At 34.9% G+C, this 25,516-nt stretch carries 20 protein-coding genes; 11 read left to right on the top strand and 9 right to left on the bottom strand.

Translation table 11 applies throughout. The features are described 5' to 3' along the window. Positions 1-13: 13 nt before the first annotated feature. The 3 genes from C8C84_RS15795 to C8C84_RS15785 all read right to left on the bottom strand — a co-directional run bounded on the left by C8C84_RS15795 (position 14) and on the right by C8C84_RS15785 (position 4,271). Positions 14-1,558, bottom strand: coding sequence for a serine hydrolase (locus C8C84_RS15795; protein WP_121314567.1), 1,545 nt, complete (start codon positions 1,556-1,558; stop codon positions 14-16). An 82-nt stretch (positions 1,559-1,640) separates the two neighbouring features. Next, positions 1,641-2,429, bottom strand: coding sequence for an RNA methyltransferase (locus C8C84_RS15790; protein ID WP_121314566.1), 789 nt, complete (start codon positions 2,427-2,429; stop codon positions 1,641-1,643). 51 nt (positions 2,430-2,480) lie between these two features. Continuing rightward, positions 2,481-4,271, bottom strand: coding sequence for a gliding motility-associated C-terminal domain-containing protein (locus C8C84_RS15785; RefSeq protein ID WP_121314565.1), 1,791 nt, complete (start codon positions 4,269-4,271; stop codon positions 2,481-2,483). A 116-nt stretch (positions 4,272-4,387) separates the two neighbouring features. Here C8C84_RS15785 and C8C84_RS15780 point away from each other — a divergent pair, with 116 nt between their 5' ends. The 4 genes from C8C84_RS15780 to C8C84_RS15765 all read left to right on the top strand — a co-directional run bounded on the left by C8C84_RS15780 (position 4,388) and on the right by C8C84_RS15765 (position 8,694). Continuing rightward, positions 4,388-5,365 carry a GNAT family N-acetyltransferase gene (locus C8C84_RS15780; RefSeq protein WP_121314564.1) on the top strand — a complete coding sequence of 326 codons (978 nt, stop codon included), beginning with the start codon at positions 4,388-4,390 and terminating at the stop codon, positions 5,363-5,365. Beyond that, positions 5,362-6,486, top strand: coding sequence for a DegT/DnrJ/EryC1/StrS aminotransferase family protein (locus C8C84_RS15775; RefSeq protein WP_121314563.1), 1,125 nt, complete (start codon positions 5,362-5,364; stop codon positions 6,484-6,486). Before C8C84_RS15780 ends, C8C84_RS15775 begins: the two co-directional genes overlap by 4 nt. Before the next feature lie 4 nt (positions 6,487-6,490). Beyond that, complete coding sequence (locus C8C84_RS15770) at positions 6,491-7,960, top strand: oligosaccharide flippase family protein (protein WP_121314562.1); 1,470 nt, start codon at positions 6,491-6,493, stop codon at positions 7,958-7,960. Positions 7,961-8,061: 101 nt separating this feature from the next. Continuing rightward, a complete protein-coding gene (locus tag C8C84_RS15765; protein WP_233549852.1) occupies positions 8,062-8,694 on the top strand; it encodes a transferase in 633 nt (210 codons plus the stop codon). Here the strand turns inward: C8C84_RS15765 and C8C84_RS15760 are convergent, their stop codons facing one another. Next, positions 8,695-9,828, bottom strand: a complete 1,134-nt coding sequence (locus C8C84_RS15760; protein ID WP_121314560.1) for a glycosyltransferase — start codon at positions 9,826-9,828, stop codon at positions 8,695-8,697. A 145-nt stretch (positions 9,829-9,973) separates the two neighbouring features. Here C8C84_RS15760 and C8C84_RS15755 point away from each other — a divergent pair, with 145 nt between their 5' ends. Continuing rightward, positions 9,974-11,062 (top strand): glycosyltransferase, encoded by a 1,089-nt coding sequence (locus C8C84_RS15755; RefSeq protein ID WP_121314559.1) that lies wholly within the window; start codon positions 9,974-9,976, stop codon positions 11,060-11,062. After that, positions 11,055-11,459 (top strand): FdtA/QdtA family cupin domain-containing protein, encoded by a 405-nt coding sequence (locus C8C84_RS15750; protein ID WP_121314558.1) that lies wholly within the window; start codon positions 11,055-11,057, stop codon positions 11,457-11,459. Before C8C84_RS15755 ends, C8C84_RS15750 begins: the two co-directional genes overlap by 8 nt. Here C8C84_RS15750 and C8C84_RS15745 read toward each other — a convergent pair. Further along, a complete protein-coding gene (locus C8C84_RS15745; RefSeq protein WP_121314557.1) occupies positions 11,445-12,371 on the bottom strand; it encodes a glycosyltransferase family A protein in 927 nt (308 codons plus the stop codon). The genes C8C84_RS15750 and C8C84_RS15745 overlap by 15 nt on opposite strands. Beyond that, a complete protein-coding gene (locus tag C8C84_RS15740; protein WP_121314556.1) occupies positions 12,371-13,267 on the bottom strand; it encodes a glycosyltransferase family 2 protein in 897 nt (298 codons plus the stop codon). Before C8C84_RS15740 ends, C8C84_RS15745 begins: the two co-directional genes overlap by 1 nt. A 205-nt stretch (positions 13,268-13,472) precedes the next feature. Between C8C84_RS15740 and C8C84_RS15735 the strand changes: the two genes are divergently transcribed. Continuing rightward, positions 13,473-14,756, top strand: coding sequence for a glycosyltransferase family 39 protein (locus tag C8C84_RS15735; RefSeq protein ID WP_121314555.1), 1,284 nt, complete (start codon positions 13,473-13,475; stop codon positions 14,754-14,756). Here the strand turns inward: C8C84_RS15735 and C8C84_RS15730 are convergent. Beyond that, positions 14,725-15,408 carry a cell division ATP-binding protein FtsE gene (locus tag C8C84_RS15730; protein ID WP_121314554.1) on the bottom strand — a complete coding sequence of 228 codons (684 nt, stop codon included), beginning with the start codon at positions 15,406-15,408 and terminating at the stop codon, positions 14,725-14,727. The two genes, C8C84_RS15735 and C8C84_RS15730, sit on opposite strands and share 32 nt — an antisense overlap. A 255-nt stretch (positions 15,409-15,663) precedes the next feature. Here C8C84_RS15730 and C8C84_RS15725 point away from each other — a divergent pair, with 255 nt between their 5' ends. The 3 genes from C8C84_RS15725 (at position 15,664) to C8C84_RS15715 (ending at position 21,012) form a co-directional block, all read left to right on the top strand. Beyond that, complete coding sequence (locus tag C8C84_RS15725; RefSeq protein WP_121314553.1) at positions 15,664-18,678, top strand: tetratricopeptide repeat protein; 3,015 nt, start codon at positions 15,664-15,666, stop codon at positions 18,676-18,678. Between the two features lie 54 nt (positions 18,679-18,732). Then, the gene (locus tag C8C84_RS15720) at positions 18,733-20,454 is read left to right on the top strand and encodes a TonB-dependent receptor (RefSeq protein ID WP_121314552.1); all 1,722 of its coding nucleotides are present in this window, start codon (positions 18,733-18,735) and stop codon (positions 20,452-20,454) included. A 108-nt stretch (positions 20,455-20,562) separates the two neighbouring features. Then, on the top strand, positions 20,563-21,012 hold the full coding sequence (locus tag C8C84_RS15715) for a hypothetical protein (RefSeq protein ID WP_121314551.1): 450 nt from the start codon (positions 20,563-20,565) through the stop codon (positions 21,010-21,012). A 6-nt stretch (positions 21,013-21,018) separates the two neighbouring features. Here C8C84_RS15715 and C8C84_RS15710 read toward each other — a convergent pair whose 3' ends face one another. Together C8C84_RS15710 and C8C84_RS15705 are read right to left on the bottom strand one after the other, a co-directional pair. Continuing rightward, positions 21,019-22,524 (bottom strand): phosphoethanolamine transferase, encoded by a 1,506-nt coding sequence (locus C8C84_RS15710; RefSeq protein WP_121314550.1) that lies wholly within the window; start codon positions 22,522-22,524, stop codon positions 21,019-21,021. Then, positions 22,502-23,524, bottom strand: coding sequence for an acyltransferase family protein (locus C8C84_RS15705; protein WP_121315096.1), 1,023 nt, complete (start codon positions 23,522-23,524; stop codon positions 22,502-22,504). Before C8C84_RS15705 ends, C8C84_RS15710 begins: the two co-directional genes overlap by 23 nt. Positions 23,525-23,789: 265 nt before the next feature. On the opposite strand from C8C84_RS15705, the gene asnB reads away from it, so the two are divergent. Beyond that, positions 23,790-25,406 (top strand): asparagine synthase B, encoded by a 1,617-nt coding sequence (gene asnB, locus C8C84_RS15700; protein ID WP_121314549.1) that lies wholly within the window; start codon positions 23,790-23,792, stop codon positions 25,404-25,406. Positions 25,407-25,516 lie beyond the last annotated feature (110 nt).

Below are 25,516 nucleotides of genomic sequence, written 5' to 3'. Positions count from 1 at the left end.
TCAGCAAGAAAGTTTATTTTGCGCGACTAAAATCCAAATCATGGAAGTCATAACTAAAATCTGTTAAAGGCGAAATGGCTTCCATTTTGAAGTGATTGACTTGTCCATTTGTGTCTAAATCAAAGAAAATATGCGAATCGGCATTAAAACTTCTAACATCCCATTTTACGACAAAATTTTGGTCTTTGTAAAAGAAAATTTCCCCAATTAATCTTTTCGAACGTTTAGAAGCAAAGTATAATTTGCCTTTCTTTTCGAAAATGCTGACTTCGCCGAACCACTTATCGTTGTAAATGCCAATGTATTTTTTGAAATCGATTTTGATTTTATCTTTAGCGTTTTGAGCTACTTTTGCCCAAATTTGGTCAGTTATTTTATCGGCATCGTCTTCTTTGGCTTTTCTTTCCTGACCCAAATAAGCCAAGTGGTCAAACTTGGGCAAGCCTAAATAACTGTCTTTAATAGTGTTGGAAATGACCATAAAAGCTGTTCCACTTTGTTGATTGGTTAAAACAATAATTCCTAAATTAACATCCGGAATCATGATGGTTTGCGTTACAATTCCGTCCAAACCGCCGGTGTGAGAAACTTGTAAATGGCTATTGATGTCTTCCAAACGCCAGCCTAAACCGTAATTTCTGAAGTTAGAAATATAAGGATAAGTCTTTCCCATCGGTAAAATAGTTTGTGGTGTCCACATTTCTTTCCATTGTTTTTCACTGAAAAGTTGTTGGTTTTCCCCATATTTTCCTTTGTTCATTTGCACAATCAGCCATTGGCTTAAATCATTCACAGAAGCATACAAACCGGCAGCAGCGTCAAAAATGTGATTGGTATACCTCGGTACAATTTCCAGTTTTCCGTTGGTTGGCACATGCGGAACGATGGTATTAGTAGTATCTTTTAATCTTGACCATGAAGCCGCACTTTTGTTCATGCCAATAGGTTTCATCAAACGTTCTTCAACATATTCACACCAGGTTTTTCCGGATACTTTTTCAATGACTTCACCGGCAATAACATAAAGCAAATTATCGTAATCATATTTGGTTCTGAAGCCTGAAACCGGTTTTAAATATTGAATATTTTTGACAATATCCTTAGGGGTGAAATCATGTCCGTCGGGCCAAATCATTAAATCTCCGGCGCCTAAACCGAGTCCGCTTCTGTGCGTTAATAAGTCGCGAATGGTGAATTCATTGGTTACATATTCATTGTACATTTTAAACTCCGGCAAATATTTTTGGACTTTATCATCCCAATTGATTTTGCCTTCATCTACCAAAATCGCCAAAGCCGATGCGGTAAATGCTTTACTATTCGAAGCAATTCCGAATAACGTATTGGCATCTACTTTTTGTTGGGTTTTGATGTTGGTTACGCCATAACCTTTGGCGAAAACCAATTTTCCATCCTTGACAATTCCAACAGCGATGCCCGGAACATTAAAGGTTTTTAAGGTATTTTCAACCAGAACATCTACTTCTTTTTCTGTAATTTGGGCTGTATTGGTTCCAAAAGTTAAAATGGAAACCGCAATTAATAGTACTTTTTTCATGGTTATTTTTTATTGACAAAACCCTTCGACTGCGCTCAGAGAGACAATTTAGCGTTAAAATTCTAAAATTGGTTATCTTAATTTAAAATCCTCGTTGGCGTTTGGCTTCAAAAATTAAAATCGCTGCGGCAACCGAAACATTCATGCTGTCGATTTCGCCTTGCATAGGGATAATGATGTTTTGAGTGGCTTTGTCGCGCCAAAGTTGGGATAGGCCTGTGGCTTCCGTGCCAACGACCAATGCAGTAGGTAAATTATAGTTTTGGGTATGGTATGAAGTTGAATTTTGTAACGTTGCGCTATAAAAATTGATGTTGTTTTTGATTAAAAATTCTATAGTTTCTTCTGTGGTGGCAGTTGCGATTTGGTTGGTAAACAAACAGCCTACACTTGAACGAACGATATTTGGGTTGTGTAAATCAGTTTTCGGATTGGCGATGATTACGGCATCCACTTTGGCGGCATCACAAGTGCGTAACATCGCGCCAATATTTCCCGGTTTTTCGATGGCTTCCATCACTACAATTAACGGGTTTTCGGGTAATTTTAAATCAGAAAGTTGTAAAGATTTGATTTTGGCGACCGCTAAAATACCTTCTGTTGTATCGCGATAAGCGAGTTTTTGATAGACTTCTTTGGAGATTTCTATTATTGGACTGTTCGATTTTTGGATTATTAGATGGTTAGATAAATCAACTAATTCCGTGCAAATTAGTATCGTTTCCAATTCGTAATTTCCTTTGATAGCCAATTCAATTTCGCGAACACCTTCAATTAAGAAAGTGCCGGATTGTTTTCTGGCTTTGGCTTTGTCTTGTAGCAGAACCAATGATTTGATCAAAGGATTTTGAGCGCTGGTGATTTGTTTCATTAGGCAGTTGTAATCTTGAAGTTACAGGACAAAATTACTAAGTTTTTCTTATTAATGAACTAAATACACATAACCGCTTAAAGGTTTTGGATAATCAGGGTCATTTAGATACAATAAATAGAAATAGGTTCCATCAGGAGCATTTTTGGTTCCTAATCCATCTTTGATATAGCCATCCCAATTTTGAGTGTTCTGATTACCGGTCCAAACTAATTTTCCCCAACGATTATAAATTTCTATTTTATAATTCAAGAAGATATTTTGTAAACCTCCAATGGTGAAAGATTCATTTAGCGTGTCATTATTAACAGAAACAAAGTTGTAAACGGTTGGCGGACAATTTCGACTGGTCAATAAAAATGAGGTTATTGCATAACAATTTTGGTTGTCTATTCTAACATAAATTTCTTTTGGTGTAGCGGTAGCAACATGATTGGAAGTATTTAAAATAGGGCTAACGCCGTTAATAGCATCTTCTTCAGTTTCGTAAAAAGCGACACTGTCTTCGGGATCAGTTTTGACCAATACTTCATAAGCTGAGAAATCAAAAGTGGCTTGCGTGAAGCCTTCGTTACAAGAAACTAAGTTTTCTAAATCATTAAAAGTGGGCGAAGTGTAAAGCGTTTCATTGGCTAAAAAAATATTGTTATTTTCCACTAACTCATTAACGATACCTGTTCCGTCGCCTTTATCATCTGCTACGAATTTGATTTCAAAATTATTGGGAACCCAAATGGGTAAAACAATAGTTACTTGTGCTGTGATAAATCCATCAACCGGAATGGATGCAGTGGTTTCAGTAACATCGACTAATTGTCCGTTGATGTAAATTGAAATCGGTGTTTCAGCCTGTAGCGGACCGGTACAATTCAAATTAGAAACCGTATAAGTCACTACTATGGTTCTCGAATTGCATTCTTTGTTGACTGAATTTATAGTCACACTGGCATCGGGTAACTGGTTGTTTAGCTTGGTTACAACCGAGTTTATCATCACAAAATCCTGAAAGGAAGTAAGCGATATTTCAGCAGCTGTATCTCCAACAGCAATAAGATTTTGTATGTTATAAATATCTAAATCCATATTAAACATAGTGGTGTTCCCGGTAACAGAATTGGTTCCGTTAAAAACATTAGTGGCCGGATTTAAGGGATTGCTCAGCAAATCACCATTGATCCTAAATTCTTCTGTGGCCAATGCCGCATCGCCTTCCCAAGCTAAAAAACCAACTTTAGAATTGAGGTTGTCAATGACATTTAAATTGGTTAAGGTTATTGATAGCTCATCGGGAACGCCTTCTAAACCGTCATAAACATTGATTTGATTTAAAGGTAAATTTGGGTTTTTGTAAATAATCACAATAGCCCATCCGGCAAAATTGGTTCTTCTTTGTAAATGCAAGTCTTCAAAAGGGGAAATATCAAGATTAGACAAAGTATAAGTGCCGTTTCCGGTGTTTTGTACTTGTGTAGTAACATCTTTAAAAGCACTAAAGTAAGTAAAAATGGTGCCGTCAAAATTCCTACTGTAACTAAAATTCCTATCGGGTGTAATAGTTGTTGTATTTAAGGTTACTTCAAAATCCCCATCACCACATCCGGCCCAATATAGATATGCTTTTTCGATGACATCACTCGGGCTAAGATTCAAGTTAGCCGCAGAAGAAGTAACGGTCACAGAGTTCAAAGTACTGTTGTTTTCTTGAGTATTTAAAGTGTTGCCCAAAAAGGTAAAATCATACCTTCCGTTGAATTGTTCATAAAGGGAAATATCTTGTCCGCTCACGCCGTAAATATTGAAGTGTAAGGCAATAAAACAGAGTAAAATACGTTTTAAATTCAAGGCAATTTTAAATTTAGTAGGCTAAAATTAAGTAATTATTTTGGATTTCATATTTTTTGCCCAATGAATGCTATTAAAAAATAAATGTTTAATTTTCCAAAGTTTAAACCACACTTGTGAAAAACTATACTGTTAGACGTTATCATTCGGACGATTTTTTGCTTTGGAATGCTTTTATCGGCACGGCCAAAAATGCTACTTTTTTGTTTCATCGCGATTTTATGGAATACCATGCTGATCGGTTTGAAGACTATTCTTTAATGGTTTTTGAAGGACAAAAATTGGTTTCGGTACTTCCGGCGAATGTTAAAGATAATACGCTTTTTTCTCACCAAGGCCTGACTTACGGCGGTTTTGTTTTTGGAGAAAAGGTAAAATTAGGTGAAGTCATTACTGTAGTCAAATCAGTTTTGGCTTTTTTAAGCCTAAATCAGTTCGAAAGTTTTCAGTTGAAATTAGTTCCAAGTATTTATAATTGTTTCTTTTCTGAGGAGATTGAATATGCTTTGTTTTTGGCGAAAGCCCAATTAATCCGAAGAGATTGTTTGTCGGTAATTGACCTTAAGAAACCATTTTCTTTTACAAAAACCCGAAAAGAGAGTTTGCGACGTGGTATAAAAAACGATTTAGTCATCAAGAAAGAATTGAAGTTTGACCTTTTTTGGAACGAAATTTTGATTCCGAATTTAGACAAAAAGCACCAAGCCAAACCAGTGCATTCAGTAGAAGAAATAATAAAATTACAACAAAAATTCCCAAATAATATTTGGCATTTTAATGTCTATCACGAAGATAAAATTGTGGCAGGAACAACGGTTTTTATTACCGATAATGTGGCACATCCACAATACATTTCAGGCAATGAAAAAAAGAACGAATTGGGAAGTTTAGATTTTCTTTACAACCATTTGATAACCGAAGTTTTTAAAGATAAAATCTATTTTGATTTTGGTCCGTCACACGAAGAAAACGGCAAGAAAATCAATGAAGGTATTTTATTTTGGAAAGAAAGTTTTGGCGCTAAAACCGTTGTTCAAGATTTTTATGAAGTGAAAACAAGCAATTATGGGTTATTAGAAAATGTTTTGATATGATAAAATTCCTCGACTTACATAAAATCAATTTGCCTTATCAAACCGCATTTCAAGAAAAAATGCAACAGTTTTTGGATAAAGGTTGGTTTGTTTTAGGCGACGAAGTCAAAACTTTCGAACGTGATTTTGCCCAATATTGTGGTGCTAAATATTGCATCGGCGTAGGCAACGGATTGGATGCGATGGTTTTAATTTTTAAAGGGTATATCCAACTCGGAAAACTGCAAAAAGGCGATGAAGTTATCGTTCCTGCGAATACTTATATTGCCAGTATTTTAGCCATTTTGCAAGCGGATTTGGTTCCGGTATTGGTGGAACCAAAGTTGGAAACCTACAATCTCAATCCCGATTTAATTGCCAAAAGAATAACGTCAAAAACAAAAGCTATTTTAGCGGTTCATCTTTATGGACAACTGGCCGAAATGGATAAAATAAATAGTATCGCCAAGCAACATAATTTATTGGTTGTTGAAGATGCGGCGCAAGCTCATGGCGCAGCAATGAATTACGAATCACAAATTACGAATTACGAATTGCGAAAATCCGGAAATCTCTCTAATGCAGCGGCATTTAGTTTTTATCCCGCGAAGAATCTTGGTTCTTTAGGCGATGCCGGTGGAATTACAACCAATGATGCCGATTTGGCCAAAGTAATTTTCGCTTTGCGGAATTATGGTTCGGAACAAAAATATTACAACGAATTTATAGGAATTAATTCTCGTTTGGATGAATTGCAAGCCGCTTTTTTAAATGTTAAATTACCTCATTTAGACACTGAAAATCAGAAAAGAAAGGCTATTGTCAAACGCTATGTAGCCGAAATCAAAAACGATAAAATCACTTTGCCCTATTGGAATGGAAGTAATAATCATGTTTTTCATTTGTTTGTGATTCGAACCCAAAACAGAGAAGATTTACAAGATTATTTGAAACAAAAAAATATAGAAACACTAATTCATTATCCGATTCCGTCACACCAACAAAAGGCGTTAGCACAATGGAATTCGCTTTCATTTCCCATCACAGAAAAAATTCATCGCGAAGTATTGAGTTTGCCTTTGAGTCCGGTGATGACTGAGGAAGAAGTAACGAGTGTGATTCAAATTTTAAATCAGTATTGATTTCATGACGGATGCCCAATCTTCATACCGACAAATCATCAAATCAACCTCTATTTTTGGAAGTGTACAGGTTTTTAGTATTGTAATTTCTTTAGTCCGTTCCAAAATTATTGCAATACTAATCGGTCCGGCTGGAATTGGGCTTATCGGATTATTCAATTCGGCAATCAATTTAATTGGAAGTTTCACCAACGCAGGTATAGAAACCAGTGGTGTTAAAGCCATCTCAGCCGCTGAGAATAATCCCGAATCATTAGCCAAAGAAGTGTCAATTCTTAAAAGACTGATTTGGATTACAGGTATTTTGGGAGCGATTTCGGTAGCTGTTTTATCTCCATTTTTAAGCCGACTGACTTTTGGAAATGATCAATATACTTTAGCCTTTGTTTTAATTGCTTCTACCTTGTTATTTAAGCAATTAACCAACGGAAGTTTAGTTGTTCTTCAGGGATTAAGCAAGATTCAATATTTGGCCAAAGCCAATTTATTGGGTAATTTATTGGGATTGCTGGTTTCACTTCCTTTGTATTATTGGTTTAAAATAAACGGAATTGTGCCATCGATTGTCATTTCTTCTTTGATAGCGATGATGGTTGCTTTTTATTTTAGGGCAAAAATCAAAATTGAGAATGTCAAGTTGACCAATAAAGAAGTTTTTGTTGAAGGAAAACAACTCATTATACTTGGTTTTTCGCTTAGTTTAATTGGTTTACTAACTACTTTGTCTTCCTATTTACTTCAGGTTTTTATCAGCCATTATAAAAGTGTTTCCGAAGTTGGGTTTTACAGCGCCGGTTTTACGATTTTGAATACTTATGTTGGTGTGATTTTTACTGCGATGGCAACCGATTATTATCCAAGATTAGCTAAAGTTTGTCACGATAACCTTAAGGTAAAAAAGTTAGTTACAGAACAATCTATCATTGCTGTTTTATTGTTGACTCCAATCGTTGTAGTGTTTTTGGTATTTGCACCAACAGTTATTCGATTGCTTTATTCTAAAGAGTTTTTACCGATTGTGCCTTTGGTTTGTTGGGGTATTTTGGGCATGATTGTCAAAGCGGTTTCTTGGTCGATGGGTTATGTTTTGATTGCCAAAGGAGATTCCGGAATATTTATTAAAACGTCTGTTTTTTTTAATTCCTTATTTTTAATAATCAATATTTTAGGATTTTATTTCTATGGATTGGAAGGATTAGGGATTACTTTTTTGGTTAATTATATTATTCATTTTTTCGGATTGAAATTAATTACCGCAAAGCGATATGATTTTGAATTTGATAAGGAATTTTACCGGTTATTTTCGTATTGTACTTTTATCTGTTTGGGAACTTTTTTATCTTTAAATATTGAATCGATTATTTTAAAGTATATATTGCTGTCAGTTTTAATCCTGATTTCGTTGGGATTTTCATTTGTCCAATTGAATAAAAGGCTGAATTTTAAAGATTTATTTTCCGGAAAGAAAGAATAAATATGGGAATGTTAAGAAACTTATATCAGAAAATACAATTTTATTGCTCCATCAATTGGACAAAAACGCTGTATTTTAATTTTAAAAAGTTTCCTTTTTCCTTGGCTAAAAAACTTCCGATTTACTTTTACGGTAGTGTAAAACTCAAAAACATTTCCGGCGAAATAATTCTCAATGCACCCATAAAATCAGGAATGATTGGCTTTGGTCAGCCTTACGAAATTATTTCCCGTTCCAAAGGTATTGCGGAATTTAATTTAGAGGGTAAAATGATTTTTAATGGACATGTCCAATTCGGGAAAGATTATTTGGTTCATGTTGGTCCAAATGCCATTTTAGCAATGGGCAATATGTCGTCTTTAGGCCATAGCGGAAAAATCATTTGTTTTGATAAAATCACTTTGGGTGACTTTGCGAGAATAGGTTACGAATCCCAACTTTCCGACACGACTGTTCACCAAATGATTGATACTGTTTCGGGTGAAAAATATCCGTTTACTGCGCCAATAAAATTAGGGAACTACAATTATATTAGCAACAGAGTGACCATTTTGTCCAATACCAATACACCCGATTTTTGTACAATTGCTTCAAACAGTTTGTGTACTAAAGATTATACTTCTTTTGGGCAAAATGTACTTATCGGCGGTATTCCTGCAAAATTGTTAAAAAGTAATATAGCCAGAGATTGGCAAGGTGAGATGAGTCAATTAGAACAATGGTTGAAAGTGTAATTATCGGTGCCAAACGGCTAAAAATTTCCCGGCAACAGTCAGATAATCATGCTCTTTTTTAATAAATTTTCGAGCTCGTTGCCCCATATTTTTTATCGCTTCCGGATTTTCAATTAAGAATGACAATTGGGTAACCAAATAATCTACCTCAGGAAGTGCATTGACAGCTACTTTATCCTTTAGATTGTAATGATTTTCAAAAGTTTTACTCGCGTTGGTAAAAACCACTTTGCCTTTTGCCATCGCTTCCAATGCGTTGCTGCCTTGGTCGTGACCGTATAATTGATCTAAAACGATATGCGCTTGATTGTAGCGGTTGATGTAATCGTTGTAAGGCACATTTTCGGTTACAAAAACATCAATTTTGGCGTTGTATTTTTGCTGAACTATTTCCAGTGCTTTTTCAAAATAATCATTGCCTTTTTTGAAATAACTTTCACGGTTAATCCCATGAAAAATAATAATTCTGTCACCGATTTTTAATTCGCTTTCAGGAAATTTTGTTAAATTAATCGGACTCGGAATCAAACCTAAATATTTGGGATGATTTTGTAATGGAATGTGATAATCAATGTCGGTGGCAATCACACCTTGAATGTTTTGATAAATAAAGTCATGTAGTTTTTCAAACGATTTTCTTCTGAATTTTAAAACATTTGAAAAGGCTTTATCTGCAATTTTTCCGTCCAAATAAGGTTGTACGATCGAAGGGTTTTCCGGATGGTTAAAATTGTAATTCACATATTCATAATCATCTCCGGCAGAAAGTAAAAAGACCTTTTTATTGTTTTTGAAAAGATAGTTTAAAATCTTTTTCTCGTATTGGAAGTCGCAAAAAAAACTGTTTTCATTAATGAGTTGTACCACATCAAATCCTTGAAAATACTGTTGGTTTTGCTGAAATTGTTTATACGTTAAATAAGAAGAAATGTCAAATCCGGTCAGTTTTAAAACCCCCAATTTCACTTTTTTCAAAAAACCGTAATCCCATTTTTTAACCAAAGGAAAATCAACGGGAAAATCCTTGAAGCCATCTTTGAATCCCAAGATAGTAACTTCGTTTCCCAACTCGAGCAAACCTTCTTTTAAAGAATTGTGTAGCCGACTGTATTCTCCAATGAGTAAAATCTTCATTATGTTCCTATATTTCTTCTGTTTTTGTTATTGTTTCTAAGGTCAGAGGTAAACTCCATATCAATTTTTAAACGTGTTTACCTATATTTACGCTGACAAAAATTGATGTCGTTTTGAAAAAATATCTCTGCAATATAAGTAAGAAATGAAAAACAACAATAAAATCGCTATAGTTTCCGCTTCACTTGGTGTTGGCGGCGCTGAGCGTTTTGCCAGTTTGTTAGGATTGATGTTGCACAATTTAGGGTATGAAGTACATCATATCATCATTTTGGATTTCGTAGATTATGAATATCAAGGCAAATTGGTCAATTTAGGACAATTGTTTGCCCAAGAAAAAGGTGTTTTTAGGGCGATTAAGAAAGGAAAATTTATTGCCCAATATTTGCAAGAAAACCAAATCGAAACCATAATAGACATTCGCTCTCGACCAGTCTTGTTGCGTGAAATTTTTACCAAATGGATTTACGGCAATCGAAAAACCTATTTCATGATTCACAGTTCGGATATTGAAATGTATTTGCCGAAATCTGTTTTTTGGGCCAAATATCTTTATCAGAAAGCAACGCAATTGGTCTTTGTTTCCAATGAAATCGAAAAAAAAGTCAACGCAAAGTATCGTTTTAACAATACAACAACTATTTATAATCCTGTTATTTTTACCGAAACCGTTTTTGACAAACCAGTTAATATTCCGCAAAGCTATTTTATCTTTTTTGGAAGATTGGAAGACAAAATCAAGAACCTTACTTTGTTGATTGAAGCGTATGGAATGTCAAAATTGCAAGAGAAGAAAGTAAGTCTGCTTTTAGTAGGCGATGGTTCTGATAGAGACGCTATTTTGGCTAAAATCAAAAGCAAAAATCTCAACGATTTTGTTCAAGTGTTGCCTTTTCAAAAAGATATTGTTCCTTACATTCAAAATGCAAGAGCTACGGTTTTGACCAGTTATTTTGAAGGTTTCCCGATGTCCTTGGTGGAATCTTTAACCGTTGGAACGCCTGTGATTTCAGTAGATTGCAAAACCGGACCTAGAGAAATTGTAAAAAATAAGGTTAACGGATTATTAGTACAAAATCACAACCCAAAAGCTTTGGCGGAAGCCATGAATTTGATGATTGAAGACGAAAATTTATACCAAAACTGTAAAAATAATGCTCAGAAAAGTGTAGAACATTTATCTTTGACAACCATTGCCCATCAATGGCAAAATTTATTAAAAGCAAATGACTAGTATAAACGACGCCAAAATCATCGAAATTCCTAAAGTTCACGATACACGTGGCAACCTTTCCGTAATTGAAAATGACGTCATTCCGTTTGAAATGAAGCGGGTTTATTATTTGTATGATATTCCGAGTGGCAGCCGACGTGGCGGTCATTCGCACAAAGACCAGCAGGAGTTTTTGGTTGCCTTAAGCGGGAGTTTTGAGGTAGTTTTGAATGATGGTCAGCAACAACGAAAAGTCACTTTGAATAAACCCAATCAAGGTTTGTTGATTCCAAATGGCATTTGGCGCGAACTGGAGAATTTTTCATCAGGTTCGGTCTGTTTGGTCATTGCTTCGGAAGTTTTTGTAGAAGCCGATTATATTCGTGATTACGACGATTTTTTGTTATCTAAAAACTGATTTTCCCAAACCTATTTTAGCTAAAAAATTTTTGAAACTAATCAAGGATTTTAATAAGAGACTTGGCAATTGCAATAGGATTTCTTTTTTCCAGCCTATTTTTTCCAAATCGATTTCTTTGTAAAGTAATTTTGCTGTTTCAAAATCACCGTTCAATTTGCATTTAATTACGGCTGAAAATCGGTTCAAATCCAAGTATTGTTTCAGTTTTGGATTTTTCTTTTCTTCTAAAGCGTATTTTTCAAAAGTATAAGGTTCAAAAAAGTAAGTCAGATTGCGGGAAACACTGCTTTTGTCATAAACATATTTGGCCAAAATTTGCCAAAGAAATACAATCGGATATTGAAGGCCAATTCGAATCCATAACTCAGTGTCTTCGCCTTTTTTGATATTGGTGTCAAAGTGTCCAACGCTTTCAAAAACACTTTTTTGAAAAACCGAACTTGATGTCCAAAGCACACATTCTTTTTGACTTGCGGTAAAAAAATCAACGATTTCAAAATCTGCTTTTTTGTCAATTGAATAATTCGCCGGAAAGGTTTTATTCTCTGTTTCCACTTCAATTGCGCACGCAAACACTTTTTGTTCGGGAAGTTTTTGACAGTAGTAATGCATGGTTTCCAGAAAATTCGAATTCCAATAATCATCGGCATCTAAAAAGCAAACATAATCGCCTTGGGTTTTTTCAATTCCGAAGTTTCTTGCTTTGGCAACGCCTTCATTTTTTTGAAAAAAATATTGAATACGACTGTCTTTAAAAGTTTGGATAACAGTCTCGCTATTGTCTGTTGAGCCGTCATTAACAATGATTATTTCAAAGTCGGTATACGTTTGTTTCAAAACACTTTCGAGCGTTTCGCCTACAAAGTTTTCTTTGTTGTAAACCGTTATAACTATTGAAAAATAGGGCATCAGCGTGAGTTTAATTGGCAAAAATAACCTAAACGATAAACGTCAAATATAAAAATGGATGGGTTTTTTGAAAGCAAATTTTTAATGAAATACTTTTTTAAAATTTTGAATAGAAACGCTGTCGTTTTTACCAATTTCAATTTTTCGAGTTTAGCATACATTTTAATCAAAGCAGTATCATTGGGTTCGATGATTTTCTTGTCAATAATGTGTTTCAAATTCTCCAAAGAACAATGCGATTTCTCTAAAAAAACGGAAGATGTTTCTAGATTCAGATGAAAGGCCGGATTTTCGATATGGTGTATGGGAATGTTATTACTTTTAAAGCCTAAAATTAAGACCACATCTTCATAACCATAATTGTAAATGTTATTGTCAAAAGGATGTGCCATTACCCATTTTTTTTGGACTAAAATATTCGAGATTAAAGTATAATGATAAGGATTTGTCAATCTTTTTTTTAACGGAATTTCTTCTCTGTTTTTGCCAAAAACCCATCTCAGGACTTCATTATCTTTAGGTTTTTCATCAAAATAAATAATACCTCCAAAAACGGCTTGTTTGTCTTTTTTACTAATGCTTTTTAAATAAATTTTGATGAAGTTTTTACTCTTGGGAAACATGTCGCAATCCATTAATAAAATCCAATCATATTGGGCTTTCGCTACCAAGGCATTTCTGTTTTGTCCACGACCTAAATTGGTTTCATTGCGCTCAAAACGACAGTTTTTCAGTTGGTTTATCTTTGAGTTGATTTCCGTATTTTCGTTGACCGGAGAAGCATCATCTTGAACGATGATTTCAAATTCGATATTTTCCAAAAGGATTTGATTGTGCAATTCCTGTACTAAAGGTAAAGTGTTGAAGTTGTATGTTGGAATAAGGATTGAAATCATTTACAAAAGCGGAATTTAATAATACCTTTACAAAGAAATATATTTTTTGGTAATATTTGCACTATGAACCGAATTGATTTAGTAAATCTTAATTTACATGGATTTTCGTTCAGCTATTTTTAATTGTAAATTTTAGTTGTATAACCCTTCAAATTTAGGTATATTTTTTACTGTAGATTTACAATAGAATTCAAATAAAATCAGTATGTTGACAACAAATAAGAATAGTTTGACTTCCTTTTGGAAAAAATACCGTTATCATTTCCTTATTATTATTGTGGGTTTGTTTTGTTTGGAAACCTTAAACTTTCTTTTGCAATTAGACCTGCAAACCAAAGTTTATCCCGATTGTGAGAACTATTTGGAATCGGCCCAAAAGATGTATCATAAATTCACAGGTCATTATTACCGACCGATGGTGATGGCTTTTATTACCGGATTTCCGTATTTATTCGGAAGTTCAGATGCCGGAATTTTTCAATGGAGTTTGTTGGTCAATGTTTTTTGTTGGTTAGGCACTTCGATACTTCTATTTGAAATTGCGAAGTATTTTGTCAAAGAAAAAGTGGCTTTTGTGTTTGCGATTTTTCCTTTTTTTTTCTTGGGAAATATCATTTGGAATTTTCACATTTTGACCGAAAACATTTTTGTTTTTTTCATCATGTTGGCCTTTTATTTATTGTTCCAATATTATAAAACCAAGAAGTTTTGGTATCTGTCATTGGCTTTGGCTTTAGTATTGTCGAGTATGTTGGTCAAACCGGGCGCTAAGTTTTTTGCAATTATAATTACACTGTTTTTTATCAAAGAAGTTTTTAGAAACTACAAGTCAAAAAGCATGATTTTCGTGTATGGAAGTCTATTGATGATTACCATTCAAGTTGTGGGAATGCGTGCGCAGTATGGCGATTTTACCATCAGCTACATTGACGGTGTGACCTATCACAATTATCTTTGTACTAAAGCGAAATGTTATGAAAACGGGCAGGAATACATTGGAAGGAACAATCCGAGAGGAGAATATTTGTTTGGTCTGAATTTTACTGACCAAAAGAAAGTGGCAACGGAAGATCTTAAAGACCAAGTTAAAAACAATTTTCCGAATTTGATAAAAGCCTATTTTGATGATGTGCTCGATAATTCAATAACCGGAAATGTTTGCATTGAAAATTTGATAAATCATGAGAATAAAGATAACTTTTCGTTTTGGAAATCGTTAGTTTTTGAGGTGACCAAATGGCAAAACAGAATCTTTACTTTGCTGGCGATATTGCTTTCCGCCTACTTTTTATTCAAGTACTACAAAAAAGAACGTCTGTACTTTTTTATAGCGTTTTTTATTACTTATATTATTGTGCTTTCAGGAGTTTCGTGTGGTCAAGGTGATAGGTTTCACCTCGTGACTTTTCCGTTTGTAATTTTGCTATTGGCTAAGTTTTTAACCGATGTGAATGGGATTAAACCGTCTTCTGAACGACTTCAAAAATAGTATTGTCTTCACATTTCAACGTTTTCGATGGAAATTTCATAATCACCGCATAATCGTGTGTGGCCATAATTACGGTTTTACCATTTTCGTTGATTTTTTTCAATACAGCCAAAACTTCCGCGCTGGTTTGCGGGTCTAAATTTCCCGTTGGTTCATCTGCTAGGATTAATTCCGGATCGTTCAATAATGCTCTCGCAATCGCTACTCTTTGTTGTTCTCCGCCCGAAAGTTGGTGCGGCATTTTGTTGGCAATTCCTTTTAAACCAACTTTTTCTAAAACTTCGTCGATTTTGTCTTGCATCGCTTTTTCATCACTCCAACCGGTAGCTTTTAAAACGAACAACATGTTTTTGTTTACGCTTCTATCGTGCAATAATTGAAAGTCCTGAAAAACAATCCCAATCTTTCTTCTCAAAAACGGAATGTCATTTTCCTTTAAGTTCACCAAATCATAGCCCACAATAGTTCCGGAACCTTCAGTCAAAGGCAAATCTCCGTATAAAGTTTTCATAAAACTACTTTTACCCGTACCTGTTTTACCAATGATATAAAGGAATTCGCCTTCTTTTACTTCAAGGTTAACTTGTGATAAAATCACTTTCTTTTCCTGATAAATAGTAACGTTTTTTAAAGATAAAACTGTTTGTGACATGAGTAATTTGGTTTATGTGGTAAAAGTAATAAAGATAAGGCTTGTATTCAAAATATATTTTTCTAATTCAGATAATAGATGATAGACGGATAGATAATAGACTCATTTCAAATAGAATGTCTCTCCTCTTTTTGTCTCATCTTCTCTTATCTTTTCCTCAAAAGAAATTGTTTAAAAGAATGTTTATAATAAATGGTATAGTTTTCACGTTATAGTGTATAGAGTAATATTTTTGGATAAGTAAAAATAAAGACCATGCGTAGAGTTTTAATGTTATGTTTTCTACTGACTGTTGCAGGAATTTCAACGATGTCAGCCCAACAATCTGCTATTTATACCCATAATTTATCCGATTTCGACAAGGCTATTTTATTGTACAAAGACAAGCAGTACCAATCGGCCCAAATTCTTTTCGAAAGAGTAAAGCAAGACAGCAGAGCAGAAGATGTTCAATCCGACTGTGCTTATTATATCGCCAATTGTGCTATTCATTTAAATCAAAGCAATGCCGATGAGTTGATGGAAAAATTCGTTGCTGATTATCCAACGAGTTCGAAACAAAATCAAGCTTACATTGAAGTAGCCCAATATTATTTTGAACAAGGTAAATTTCCGCAAGCACTGCAATACTTTGATAAAGTAGATGAAAGTGCTTTAACTTATGAGCAAAGTGAAAAATTTACGTTCCAAAAAGGCTATGCTCATTTTACAGCCGGAAACAAAAAAGAAGCCGCTGAGTATCTGAAAAAAGTCGTGAATTCTAAAGAATACGGAACACAAGCCAATTACTACTTAGGATTTATGGAATATGAAGGCAACAATTACCAAGAAGCGAATAAATATTTCAAAGAAGTTGAAACCGAAGAAAAATACAAAGAGAAATTGTCTTATTTCAAAGCCGACATGCATTTTAAAGCCGGTGAATTTGAGCAAGCCATTCAAGCCGGTTTGACTGCAATGCCCAATTCAAACGCTTCCGAAAAATCTGAATTGAATAAAATCATAGGCGAAAGTCATTTCAATTTGAAACAATATGACAAAGCATTGCCTTATTTAAAAGAATACCGAGGCAAAAAAGGCAAATGGAGTAACACTGATTATTACCAATTAGGTTACACTTACTACATGCAAAAAGACTATGAAAATGCGATTTTGCAATTCAATAAAATCATTGAAGGAAAAGATTCGGTAGCTCAAAATGGCTATTATCACTTGGGTGAATGTTATTTCAAAACCGATAAAAAACAACAAGCATTGAACGCTTTTAAAAGTGCTTCTGAAATGGATTTTGACAAACAAATTCAGGAAGATGCCAATTTAAATTACGCCAAATTGAGTTACGAAATCGGAAACTCCTACCAATCGGTTCCGGATGTATTGTCGGCGTTTTTGACCAAATATCCGAATTCGACCAGCAAAGTTGAAATCGAAAATTTGTTAATCAATTCGTATATCACTTCGAAAAATTATAAAGATGCGTTGACGTTATTGGAAAAAAACAATACCGTCGAAAACAAGCCGGCTTATCAAAAAGTAACTTTCTATCGCGGGATTGAATTGTATACGGATGGCGATTATAAAGGTGCTTTAGGCATGTTTAAAAAGTCAATTGCGACGCCAAAAAATGAAAAGTTCACTGCCAGAGCGACTTTCTGGAAAGGCGAAACCGAATATGTTTTAGACAATTTCAATGAAGCTTTGTTGAGTTTCAAACAATTTGTAGCTTATGCTTCCGCCAAAGAAACACCGGAACATAAAAACATCAATTACAACATCGCTTACGCTTATTTCAAGCAAAAGGAATACGAACAAGCCGGAAATTATTTCCAAAATTTCATTGACGGAAACAAAGACGATAAAGTGCGTTTGAATGACGCGTATTTGCGTTTAGGCGATTCCCGATTCGTGACTTCTAAATATTGGCCTGCCATGGATGCTTACAACAAAGCCATCGAAATGAAAGGCATTGACGCCGATTATGCAGCGTTCCAAAAAGCCTTGAGTTATGGTTTCGTTTCGCGAAATGATAAGAAAATTGAAGACTTCAATAAGTTCTTGCAAAATTTCAAAACCTCAAAATTCCGTGATGACGCTTTGTTTGAGTTAGGGAATACGTATGTAGCCGAAGGAAAAACCGATTTGGCTGTAAAAACTTATGACCAATTGTTGAGCGAATTCAAAAACGGCTCGTTTGCTTCGAAAGCAGTTTTGCGTCAAGGATTGGTTTATTATAATGCACAAAAAGATGAATTGGCTTTGGCTAAATTCAAAAAAGTAGCGGCCGATTATCCAAAATCTCCGGAAGCATTAGAAGCAGTTTCTACTGCGCGTTTGATTTATATGGACAACGGAAAAGTAGACGAATATGCCTCTTGGGTAAGAACTTTGGATTTCGTAGAAGTAACTGATGCCGAATTGGATAATGATACTTATGAAGCTGCAGAAAAACAATATTTGCAAAACAATACCAAGCAAGCGATCTCGAGTTTGAGCGGTTATGTGTCTAAATTTCCAAACGGAATTCACGCGTTGAAGGCCAATTTCTATTTGGCGCAATCTTATTATGCTGATGGTTTGGAAGGTAATTCGGTGGCCAATTATGAATACGTAATCAACAAACAGAGAAACGAATTTACCGAACAATCGTTAGCGCGTTTGGCCGAAATTCATTTAAAGAAAAACGATTACACCAAAGCTTCTCCGGTCTTGAAACGCTTAGAAGCAGAAGCTGATTTTCCTCAAAACGTAACTTTTGCACAAGCCAATTTGATGCGTGCTTATTATGAACAAAAAGATTATGCTAATGCTGTAGTTTATGCTGACAAGGTTTTGGCTAATCCAAAAACAGATAATAAAGTTAAGAGTGATGCGCAAATTATTGTTGCTCGTGCGGCGATTCAAGTGAATGATGAAGCTAAAGCTCGTGTGGCTTACGCCAAACTATTAACTATTGCCAAAGGAGAACTAGCCGCCGAAGCATTGTATTATGAAGCCTATTTCAAAAACAAAGACGGTAAATATGAAGATTCGAATAAAACAGTTCAAAAATTAGCCAAAGATTATTCAGGTTATAAATATTTTGGTGCTAAAGGTTTGATTGTAATGGCGAAAAACTATTACCAATTAAAAGACAATTTCAGCGCAACATCTATCTTGGATAGTGTAATTAAAAATTTTGCTTCCTATGCCGATATCGTAGCGGAAGCGCAAACCGAATTGGACATAATCAAAGGCGAAGCGGCCAAAACGAATTCCTCAATAACCGATTAAATCTCTGTGAATCTTTGAGCTTCTTAGTGAACCTCTGTGAAATTTTAAATAGATATGAAACAAGTAAAATATATAGTAGCCGTTCTCTTTTTGACCCAAATCTCCTTTGCCCAAAAGAAAGATGACAATATAGGAACTGAAGTGGTAAACGTCGTGAAACCTTATACGCCAACAATTTCTGATGCTTTTAAAGTAAAGGAAACGCCAACTTTGGATGACGAAGAAACCTTAAAAAAAGAAAACATCAAGTACAACATTTTTTCTTTTCCGGTAGCTTCTACTTTTGCACCTTCTAAAGGAAAAGCAGCCAATGTTGACAAATCGCCTGAAGAGAAAATCTTTAGTAATTATTTGACATTAGCTGCCGGAAATTACGGCACAGCCAATGTTGAATTGTTCGTTACGGAAAACGTAAGCAATACCGATTATTTCGGTGGTATGTTGCGTCACAGTTCGTCTCAAGGTGGAATTGATAATGTCATTTTAGACGATAAATTCATGAACACGGCTTTAGATTTGACCTACGGAAGCCGAACCAAAGCCATGACTTGGAATGCCGATTTAGGGTATAAAAACCAAATTTACAATTGGTATGGAATTCCACCGGGAGTTTTTTCGGATGCAACGATTGAAACCATTGATGAACAACAAACTTACCATACATTATATGTTGGTGGAAGATTAGGATTGAGTAGTGTTTTAAAAGAAAGTTCAATTAAATTCAGTCGTTTTTGGGATGCTTTTGGATCAGCGGAAAATCGTTTTGTAGCCAAGCCATCCTTAGAATTTGATATTGTAGAGCAAAAAATTAAAGCCGACTTCATCTTAGATTACATCAGTGGTTCTTTTGATCAAGACATTTCAGGAAATCCAAGTTATAAATATGGTTTTACCAATGTTGGTTTTCAACCTAGTGTTAAAATCCAAAAAGATGATTTGACGATTAATGCCGGAGTAGGTTTCTTTTACAGTGCTGCGCAAGAAGAAGGAGAAAGCAAATTCTTTATCTATCCGCAAGTTACCGGTTCGTATAGAGTTGTTGGTGATTTAATGATTTTTTATGCCGGAATTGAAGGTGCATTGAAACAAAACTCTTATCACGATTTTGTACAGGAAAACTTCTTTGTGGCACCAACATTAGGTGTTGCGCCAACGGATCAGAAGTTTGATGTGTATGTTGGTTTAAAAGGAAAATTAGCCAATAGCGTGAGTTATAATGTTCGTGGTTCTTATTTGAGTGAAGAAAACAAACCATTATTCAAAAGCTATGGTTACGACGAAAATAATCCGAACACAGACGGTTATACTTTTGGAAATTCCTTCAATGTATTGTATGACAACGTAAAAACCATTAGTTTCTTTGGGGAACTGAAAGCGGATTTCTCTAAAAATGTAACTTTTGGGATAAACGGTACTTTCAACAGCTACACGATGGATGCACAAGGTGAAGCTTGGAATTTACCGGGAATAAAAGTAGGTGCTAATTTGGATGTCAATATTACGCCAAAATGGTACGCCGGAACCAGCTTGTTTTTTGTTGGAGAAAGAAAAGACCAATTTATCCGCAGTTCGTTGTTGATTGATTATCCAATTCAGAATGTAACTTTGGATAGTTATTTCGATTTAAATGCACATGTTGGATTCAAATACAGCGAGCGTTTGACCTTTTTCTTAAAAGGAAATAACTTAGCTAACCAAGATTACCAACGTTGGTTAAACTATCCGGTGCAAGGATTGCAAGTGCTTGGTGGTGCGAGTTATAAATTCGACTTTTAATCTATTCAACCGCAAAGTTCGCTGAGGAACCGCGAAGCACGCAAAGTGTTTAAAAGGGTTTCTTAGCGAACTCTGCGAAAAACTTTGTGACCTTTGCGGTTAAAACAAATGACTTTTAAACAACAAATCCTTCTTCGTTACAAAGAATTAATCCAAGACCGAATTGATGTTTTTCAAGACATGATTTCCGGTTTGACGATTGATGCGCAAAATGATGCCAAAGGTTCGGCAGGCGATAAGCACGAAACTGCATTATCGATGATGCATTTGGAACAGGAAAAACTGAATCACAAACTCAAAGAAATTCTCGAACAGAAAGTAGTTCTTGAAAAAATTGATGCTGCTGCCAGACATCAAAAAGTAGCTTTGGGAAGTTTAGTGCAAGCCAATGGTATGTTGCTTTTTATCAGTGTCGCTTTGCCTAAAATAACTATCGATAGTAAAACGGTTTTTGCACTTTCACCACAATCACCTTTAGGTAGTAAATTGATGGGAAATTCAATCGGATTTGAGTTTGATATGAATGGGAAACCTTATCTTATAGAAACGGTTGAATAGACAGATTTAAAAAATTACTTTTTTCTTATTGTATTCAATGCCTTCAATTTTGTATACATCCAAAATGCTGTGGAAAAAGAAATCCAAGTCGGTTTTTTCGTTTTGTTTTAGTTTCAACTTGGAAATAGTTTCGGGATATTTTTCTTTAAAACTCTCAGAATACCAAATAAGCATCGCCGGATTCTCGCTGGCTTTTCCGGATTGTGCGTGTAGCCACAAATTGTCTTCGCCTAAAATTTCTCCGTGGTCAGCCAAGTAAATAATCAAGGTGTTTGAATTTTGCTTTTCGGCATGTTCAATCACTTGATCAATAAAAAAATCAAGGTATAAAATTGTGTTGTCATAAGAGTTTATCATTTCTTCTTTGGTGTTTGAAGGAATGTGTTTACTTTTGATAGCGGGTTGAAATTTTCTGAATACATCAGGATATCTCGTTTCATACCACCAATGGCTTCCCATCATGTGTAAGGTTGTAAATTGGCTTTGATTGGGTTTAAAAATGGTTTTGAAAACCGGAAGCATTTTATCGTCATAATCTTTCTGAAAACTCAATTCGGAATGTAACGGATCAATGATTTTTTGATATCCCGATTGCTCAATAAATATTTCATAGCTTTTTTCTGGTGTTTGATTTCCAATCCAATTCGTTTGTATTTTGGCGTGGTTCAGAACATCTATTAAAGAATATTTGGGCTGACTGTAATCATCGGTAAGTGTTGCATTGGTTAGTATTTGTGGAACACTAATCGCGGTATAAGTTAAAGGCGTATAAGCATTCGGAAAGCTGATGATGTTTTTTCTTTTGGCTAATAACGGTGTTGTTTTTCTATGGTAACCATTCAGCTGAAGATGATCTGCTCTAACACTTTCACCAAGTATAAATATTACGTTTAAACTGTCAGTATTGGCTTTTATAGTTTGGTTGATTGGTTTTACAATAAGATTGTTTTGTCCAAAATACTCTCTGGAAGACGTTATAACATTATAAGGTAATCTTCTGTTGAAGGTGCCAAATCTATAATTTTCCACAAACGAATAACTGAATAGGGCGATTACCGCTAATATTGTCAAAGGTGATTTTAGTTGGTTTGCTTTTAGCTTGTTATAATACTTCAGTATAAAAAATATTATCGTTATCGAAGAAAGAAGATAGAGTATGAATGGAATACTGATTAAGTCCAAAATAATATCGGCCTTTGTTTCCAATGAAACCTGAATAATACTATGCGAAATGGCAATGTCTTGAAAATAAACCCAATAAGCGATGCACGAAAAAAGCATGAATATTACAGGGAACAAAAATCGGAACAGGTATTTGTTTAAGCTTAAAAAGTATAAAAAACCAAATATTGAAAATTGCAATGCCAAAAAGTGGAAAAAGTAAAAGCTGTAATCAGTAAATGAATACAACGGAAGATGGTAATAGGAAGCAAGCGTAATGAATAGGGCAAAGGCAAAATTCAAAAACAAGTGAAAAAGAAGCTGTGTTTTATATTTTTTTAAAACCTCCATTTAATATTGGTACATAGTTGTTGATGATGAAAAACCCCGGAATCATTAAGATGATTTGCAAAACAGCATATAAAAAACGTTCCCATTCCGAGAAATTAAAATCGTTTTGGCCCAACACATACAGAAGAATTACTTTGATAAAAGTCATAGCCAAAAGCTGTAAAGCCAATATAGTCAAAGAAAACTTTCCGATAAAGGCTAAAAACCGGAAAACCGGAAAAGCTTTGAAAAAGAACAATATGAATAAACTTCCCAAAATACCATTTAAGATGAAAAAGAATTCGTTTCCATAAACCGCTCGGTACAGGTCTATTTTGAGATTGTGATCATATAGAAAAAAATGAATCAGTCCTATTATTGCCGCCAAGAGAATACTTGTTTTCTTGGCAATTGAATTTATTTTTGGAAAGGCATAAAATCCAAAAGCATAGAAAATTAAAGCCACCATAGCAATATTAATACTCCATGGTAAATTAATGTGAGTAAGCCTCGAATAAATAAAACCGCAAATCGGAATAAGCGCTAAAATAACACAAAACAATGCGTCGTTTTTGATCTTTCGCAACCAATGGAAAATCAAGAAAGTCATAAAGATAGCAGGCAAAAACCACATGGGTATTCCCCAATCCATATAATCTCTTCCGCCTTGCGAATAAAATATTCCAAGAAAGTTCTTAAGAGGAGAAAGATGGTACAGAAGATTGTCACCATAGTTACGGGTAATGAAAAACCAAAGCGCAAATAAAATAAAACTCCACAAAAAGTAAGGAACAAGAATAGAAGTTGTTCTTTTTTTTATGTTGGACAAAGCGGATACAGCCGGATGGAAAAAACCTGCAACCATAATAAACAAAGGCATGTGAAAGCTATAGATGTATTTTTCATTGAACGGAAAATTATGACCATACACCACCAAAAAAATGGTGAAGCCTTTAACTTGGTCAACCCAATTTATCCTATTGTCTAATGAAGTTTTATTTAAAAAGTCTGTGTAGTTCATGAAATACGTCACCGTTGACTTGATTTTGACCAAATATAGAATATTGTTTTTACAATGTTTGAATACTTCATTACTAAAAAAAGCTGATTTTTATAAATCCTTACTTAAAGACTCTCTTTTTTGTAGATTCACTTTCGTAATTAATCTTTATTTCTTTTTTTAGTTACAAATTATAATCAATTGTTTGTTTTTTGTTTTTGTATTAAAACGAATATAGCATTTTTGCTTTATCAAATAAACAAATTTAGAATTAAAAGAAAAGATTATGTGCGGAATATTAGCCATTATAGGAAAAGGAAAAGATGAGCAATTGGTGAAACAACTTTCCAAAAGAATGTCGCATCGCGGACCGGATGAGAGTGATATCCATGTTACCGAAAACGGACACATTTTAAGCCACGAACGTTTGTCAATTATTGATCTGCATTCAGGCAGACAGCCTATTCAAGGTTGTGATACCGCTTGGATGGTCCACAATGGCGAAATCTACAATCACCAAGAGTTAAGAGATACGATTTTGAAAGACCATGTGTTCCGTTCCAAATCAGATTCAGAGGTTATTGTTCATTTGTATGAGAAGTTGGGCTACGATTTTGTACACTTATTAGATGGCGATTTTGCTTTTGTAGTGATTGATGGTGATGATTATATTGCCGGTCGTGATCCACTAGGAGTGAAACCTTTATATTATGGCGTGGATGAAAGAGGCAGAATGTATTTTGCTTCCGAAATGAAGCCGATAGCCGACCAATGTAAAACATTTTCTACCTTTCCACCGGGACATTATTATACCGCAGAAACCGGTTTTGTAAAATATTATACGCCGGAATACGAAGATTATACAACATGCGATGCTGAGGTTGATTATACTGCTTTAAGAGAATCATTAACGGAAGCTACTCGCAAAAGATTGATGAGTGATGTGCCCATTGGTGTATTGCTTTCTGGAGGATTAGATTCTTCCTTAACTTCGTCAATTGCAGCTCGTTTATTAAAAGAAAAAGGGAAAGAATTGCATTCTTTTTCTATAGGTTTGGATGCGGAAGCACCAGATGCCAAAGCTGCACGAAAAGTGGCTGAATTTTTAGGAACTAAGCACCATGAAATTCATTTTACTATCGAACAGGGTATTGAGATTTTGGATAAATTGATTTGGCATCTGGAAACCTATGATGTTACTTCGGTAAGAGCCAGTACACCTATGTATTTTTTGTCAAAAGCGATAACCGATTTGGGTATCAAAGTAGTGCTTTCGGGCGAAGGTGCCGATGAGATTTTCGGAGGATATTTGTACTTTAGAAATGCACCAAGCACCGAAGATTTTACCAAAGAAACCATCGAAAGAGTCCAAAAGTTGTTTACAGCCGATTTACTTCGTGCCGATAAATCAACGATGGCGCACGGATTAGAAGCGAGAGTGCCGTTTTTAGACAAAGCCTTCCTAGATGTAGCGATGAAAATCAAAGGCGTTGAAAAACAGCCTAAGACTTACGACGGAAAAGAAAAATACATCTTAAGAAAAGCATTCGACACGCCGGAACAACCTTATCTTCCGGATGAAGTTTTGTGGCGTCAAAAAGAACAATTCTCGGATGGTGTTGGTTACAACTGGATTGACACTTTAATTGACTATTGCGCTTCGCAAGTAACCGATGAGCAAATGGAGAAAGCCGCTACTCTTTTTCCTTACAATTCACCGGCAACGAAAGAAGCTTATTTTTACAGAACAATTTTCCATAAATATTATCCACAGGTCAGTGCGGCACAAACCGTTCGCAAATGGATACCAAAATGGCAAGAGAATCAAGATCCAAGCGGAAGAGCGAATTCAGCGCACGTCCAAGCAGATGTTGAAATAGCAAAACCAAACGTTAGCGTTTGAGTTTAGATTGAAGTTTAGTTTGTTTGTTAAAGAACGTCCGTCATTTTTGGCGGGCGTTTTTTTGTTGAAATCATGCCAAAAATGTTAATAACTTAACCCTTTTAAACCCT

It is taken from the genome of Flavobacterium sp. 102 (assembly GCF_003634615.1).
In the GTDB taxonomy this organism is placed as follows: Bacteria; Bacteroidota; Bacteroidia; order Flavobacteriales; family Flavobacteriaceae; genus Flavobacterium.
This window is presented reverse-complemented; position numbering and strand designations above follow the sequence as displayed.

Bases quoted from the DNA above. Each gene is read 5' to 3' on its own strand.
- C8C84_RS15760 (WP_121314560.1), bottom strand. From the start codon at position 9,828: ATGAAGATTTTACTCATTGGAGAATACAGTCGGCTACACAATTCTTTA.
- C8C84_RS15735 (WP_121314555.1), top strand. From the start codon at position 13,473: ATGTTGACAACAAATAAGAATAGTTTGACTTCCTTTTGGAAAAAATAC.
- C8C84_RS15705 (WP_121315096.1), bottom strand. From the start codon at position 23,524: ATGAACTACACAGACTTTTTAAATAAAACTTCATTAGACAATAGGATA.
- C8C84_RS15755 (WP_121314559.1), top strand. From the start codon at position 9,974: ATGAAAAACAACAATAAAATCGCTATAGTTTCCGCTTCACTTGGTGTT.
- C8C84_RS15750 (WP_121314558.1), top strand. From the start codon at position 11,055: ATGACTAGTATAAACGACGCCAAAATCATCGAAATTCCTAAAGTTCAC.
- C8C84_RS15790 (WP_121314566.1), bottom strand. From the start codon at position 2,429: ATGAAACAAATCACCAGCGCTCAAAATCCTTTGATCAAATCATTGGTT.
- C8C84_RS15730 (WP_121314554.1), bottom strand. From the start codon at position 15,408: ATGTCACAAACAGTTTTATCTTTAAAAAACGTTACTATTTATCAGGAA.
- C8C84_RS15745 (WP_121314557.1), bottom strand. From the start codon at position 12,371: ATGCCCTATTTTTCAATAGTTATAACGGTTTACAACAAAGAAAACTTT.
- asnB (WP_121314549.1), top strand. From the start codon at position 23,790: ATGTGCGGAATATTAGCCATTATAGGAAAAGGAAAAGATGAGCAATTG.
- C8C84_RS15725 (WP_121314553.1), top strand. From the start codon at position 15,664: ATGCGTAGAGTTTTAATGTTATGTTTTCTACTGACTGTTGCAGGAATT.
- C8C84_RS15710 (WP_121314550.1), bottom strand. From the start codon at position 22,524: ATGGAGGTTTTAAAAAAATATAAAACACAGCTTCTTTTTCACTTGTTT.
- C8C84_RS15715 (WP_121314551.1), top strand. From the start codon at position 20,563: ATGACTTTTAAACAACAAATCCTTCTTCGTTACAAAGAATTAATCCAA.
- C8C84_RS15795 (WP_121314567.1), bottom strand. From the start codon at position 1,558: ATGAAAAAAGTACTATTAATTGCGGTTTCCATTTTAACTTTTGGAACC.
- C8C84_RS15770 (WP_121314562.1), top strand. From the start codon at position 6,491: ATGACGGATGCCCAATCTTCATACCGACAAATCATCAAATCAACCTCT.
- C8C84_RS15775 (WP_121314563.1), top strand. From the start codon at position 5,362: ATGATAAAATTCCTCGACTTACATAAAATCAATTTGCCTTATCAAACC.
- C8C84_RS15740 (WP_121314556.1), bottom strand. From the start codon at position 13,267: ATGATTTCAATCCTTATTCCAACATACAACTTCAACACTTTACCTTTA.
- C8C84_RS15720 (WP_121314552.1), top strand. From the start codon at position 18,733: ATGAAACAAGTAAAATATATAGTAGCCGTTCTCTTTTTGACCCAAATC.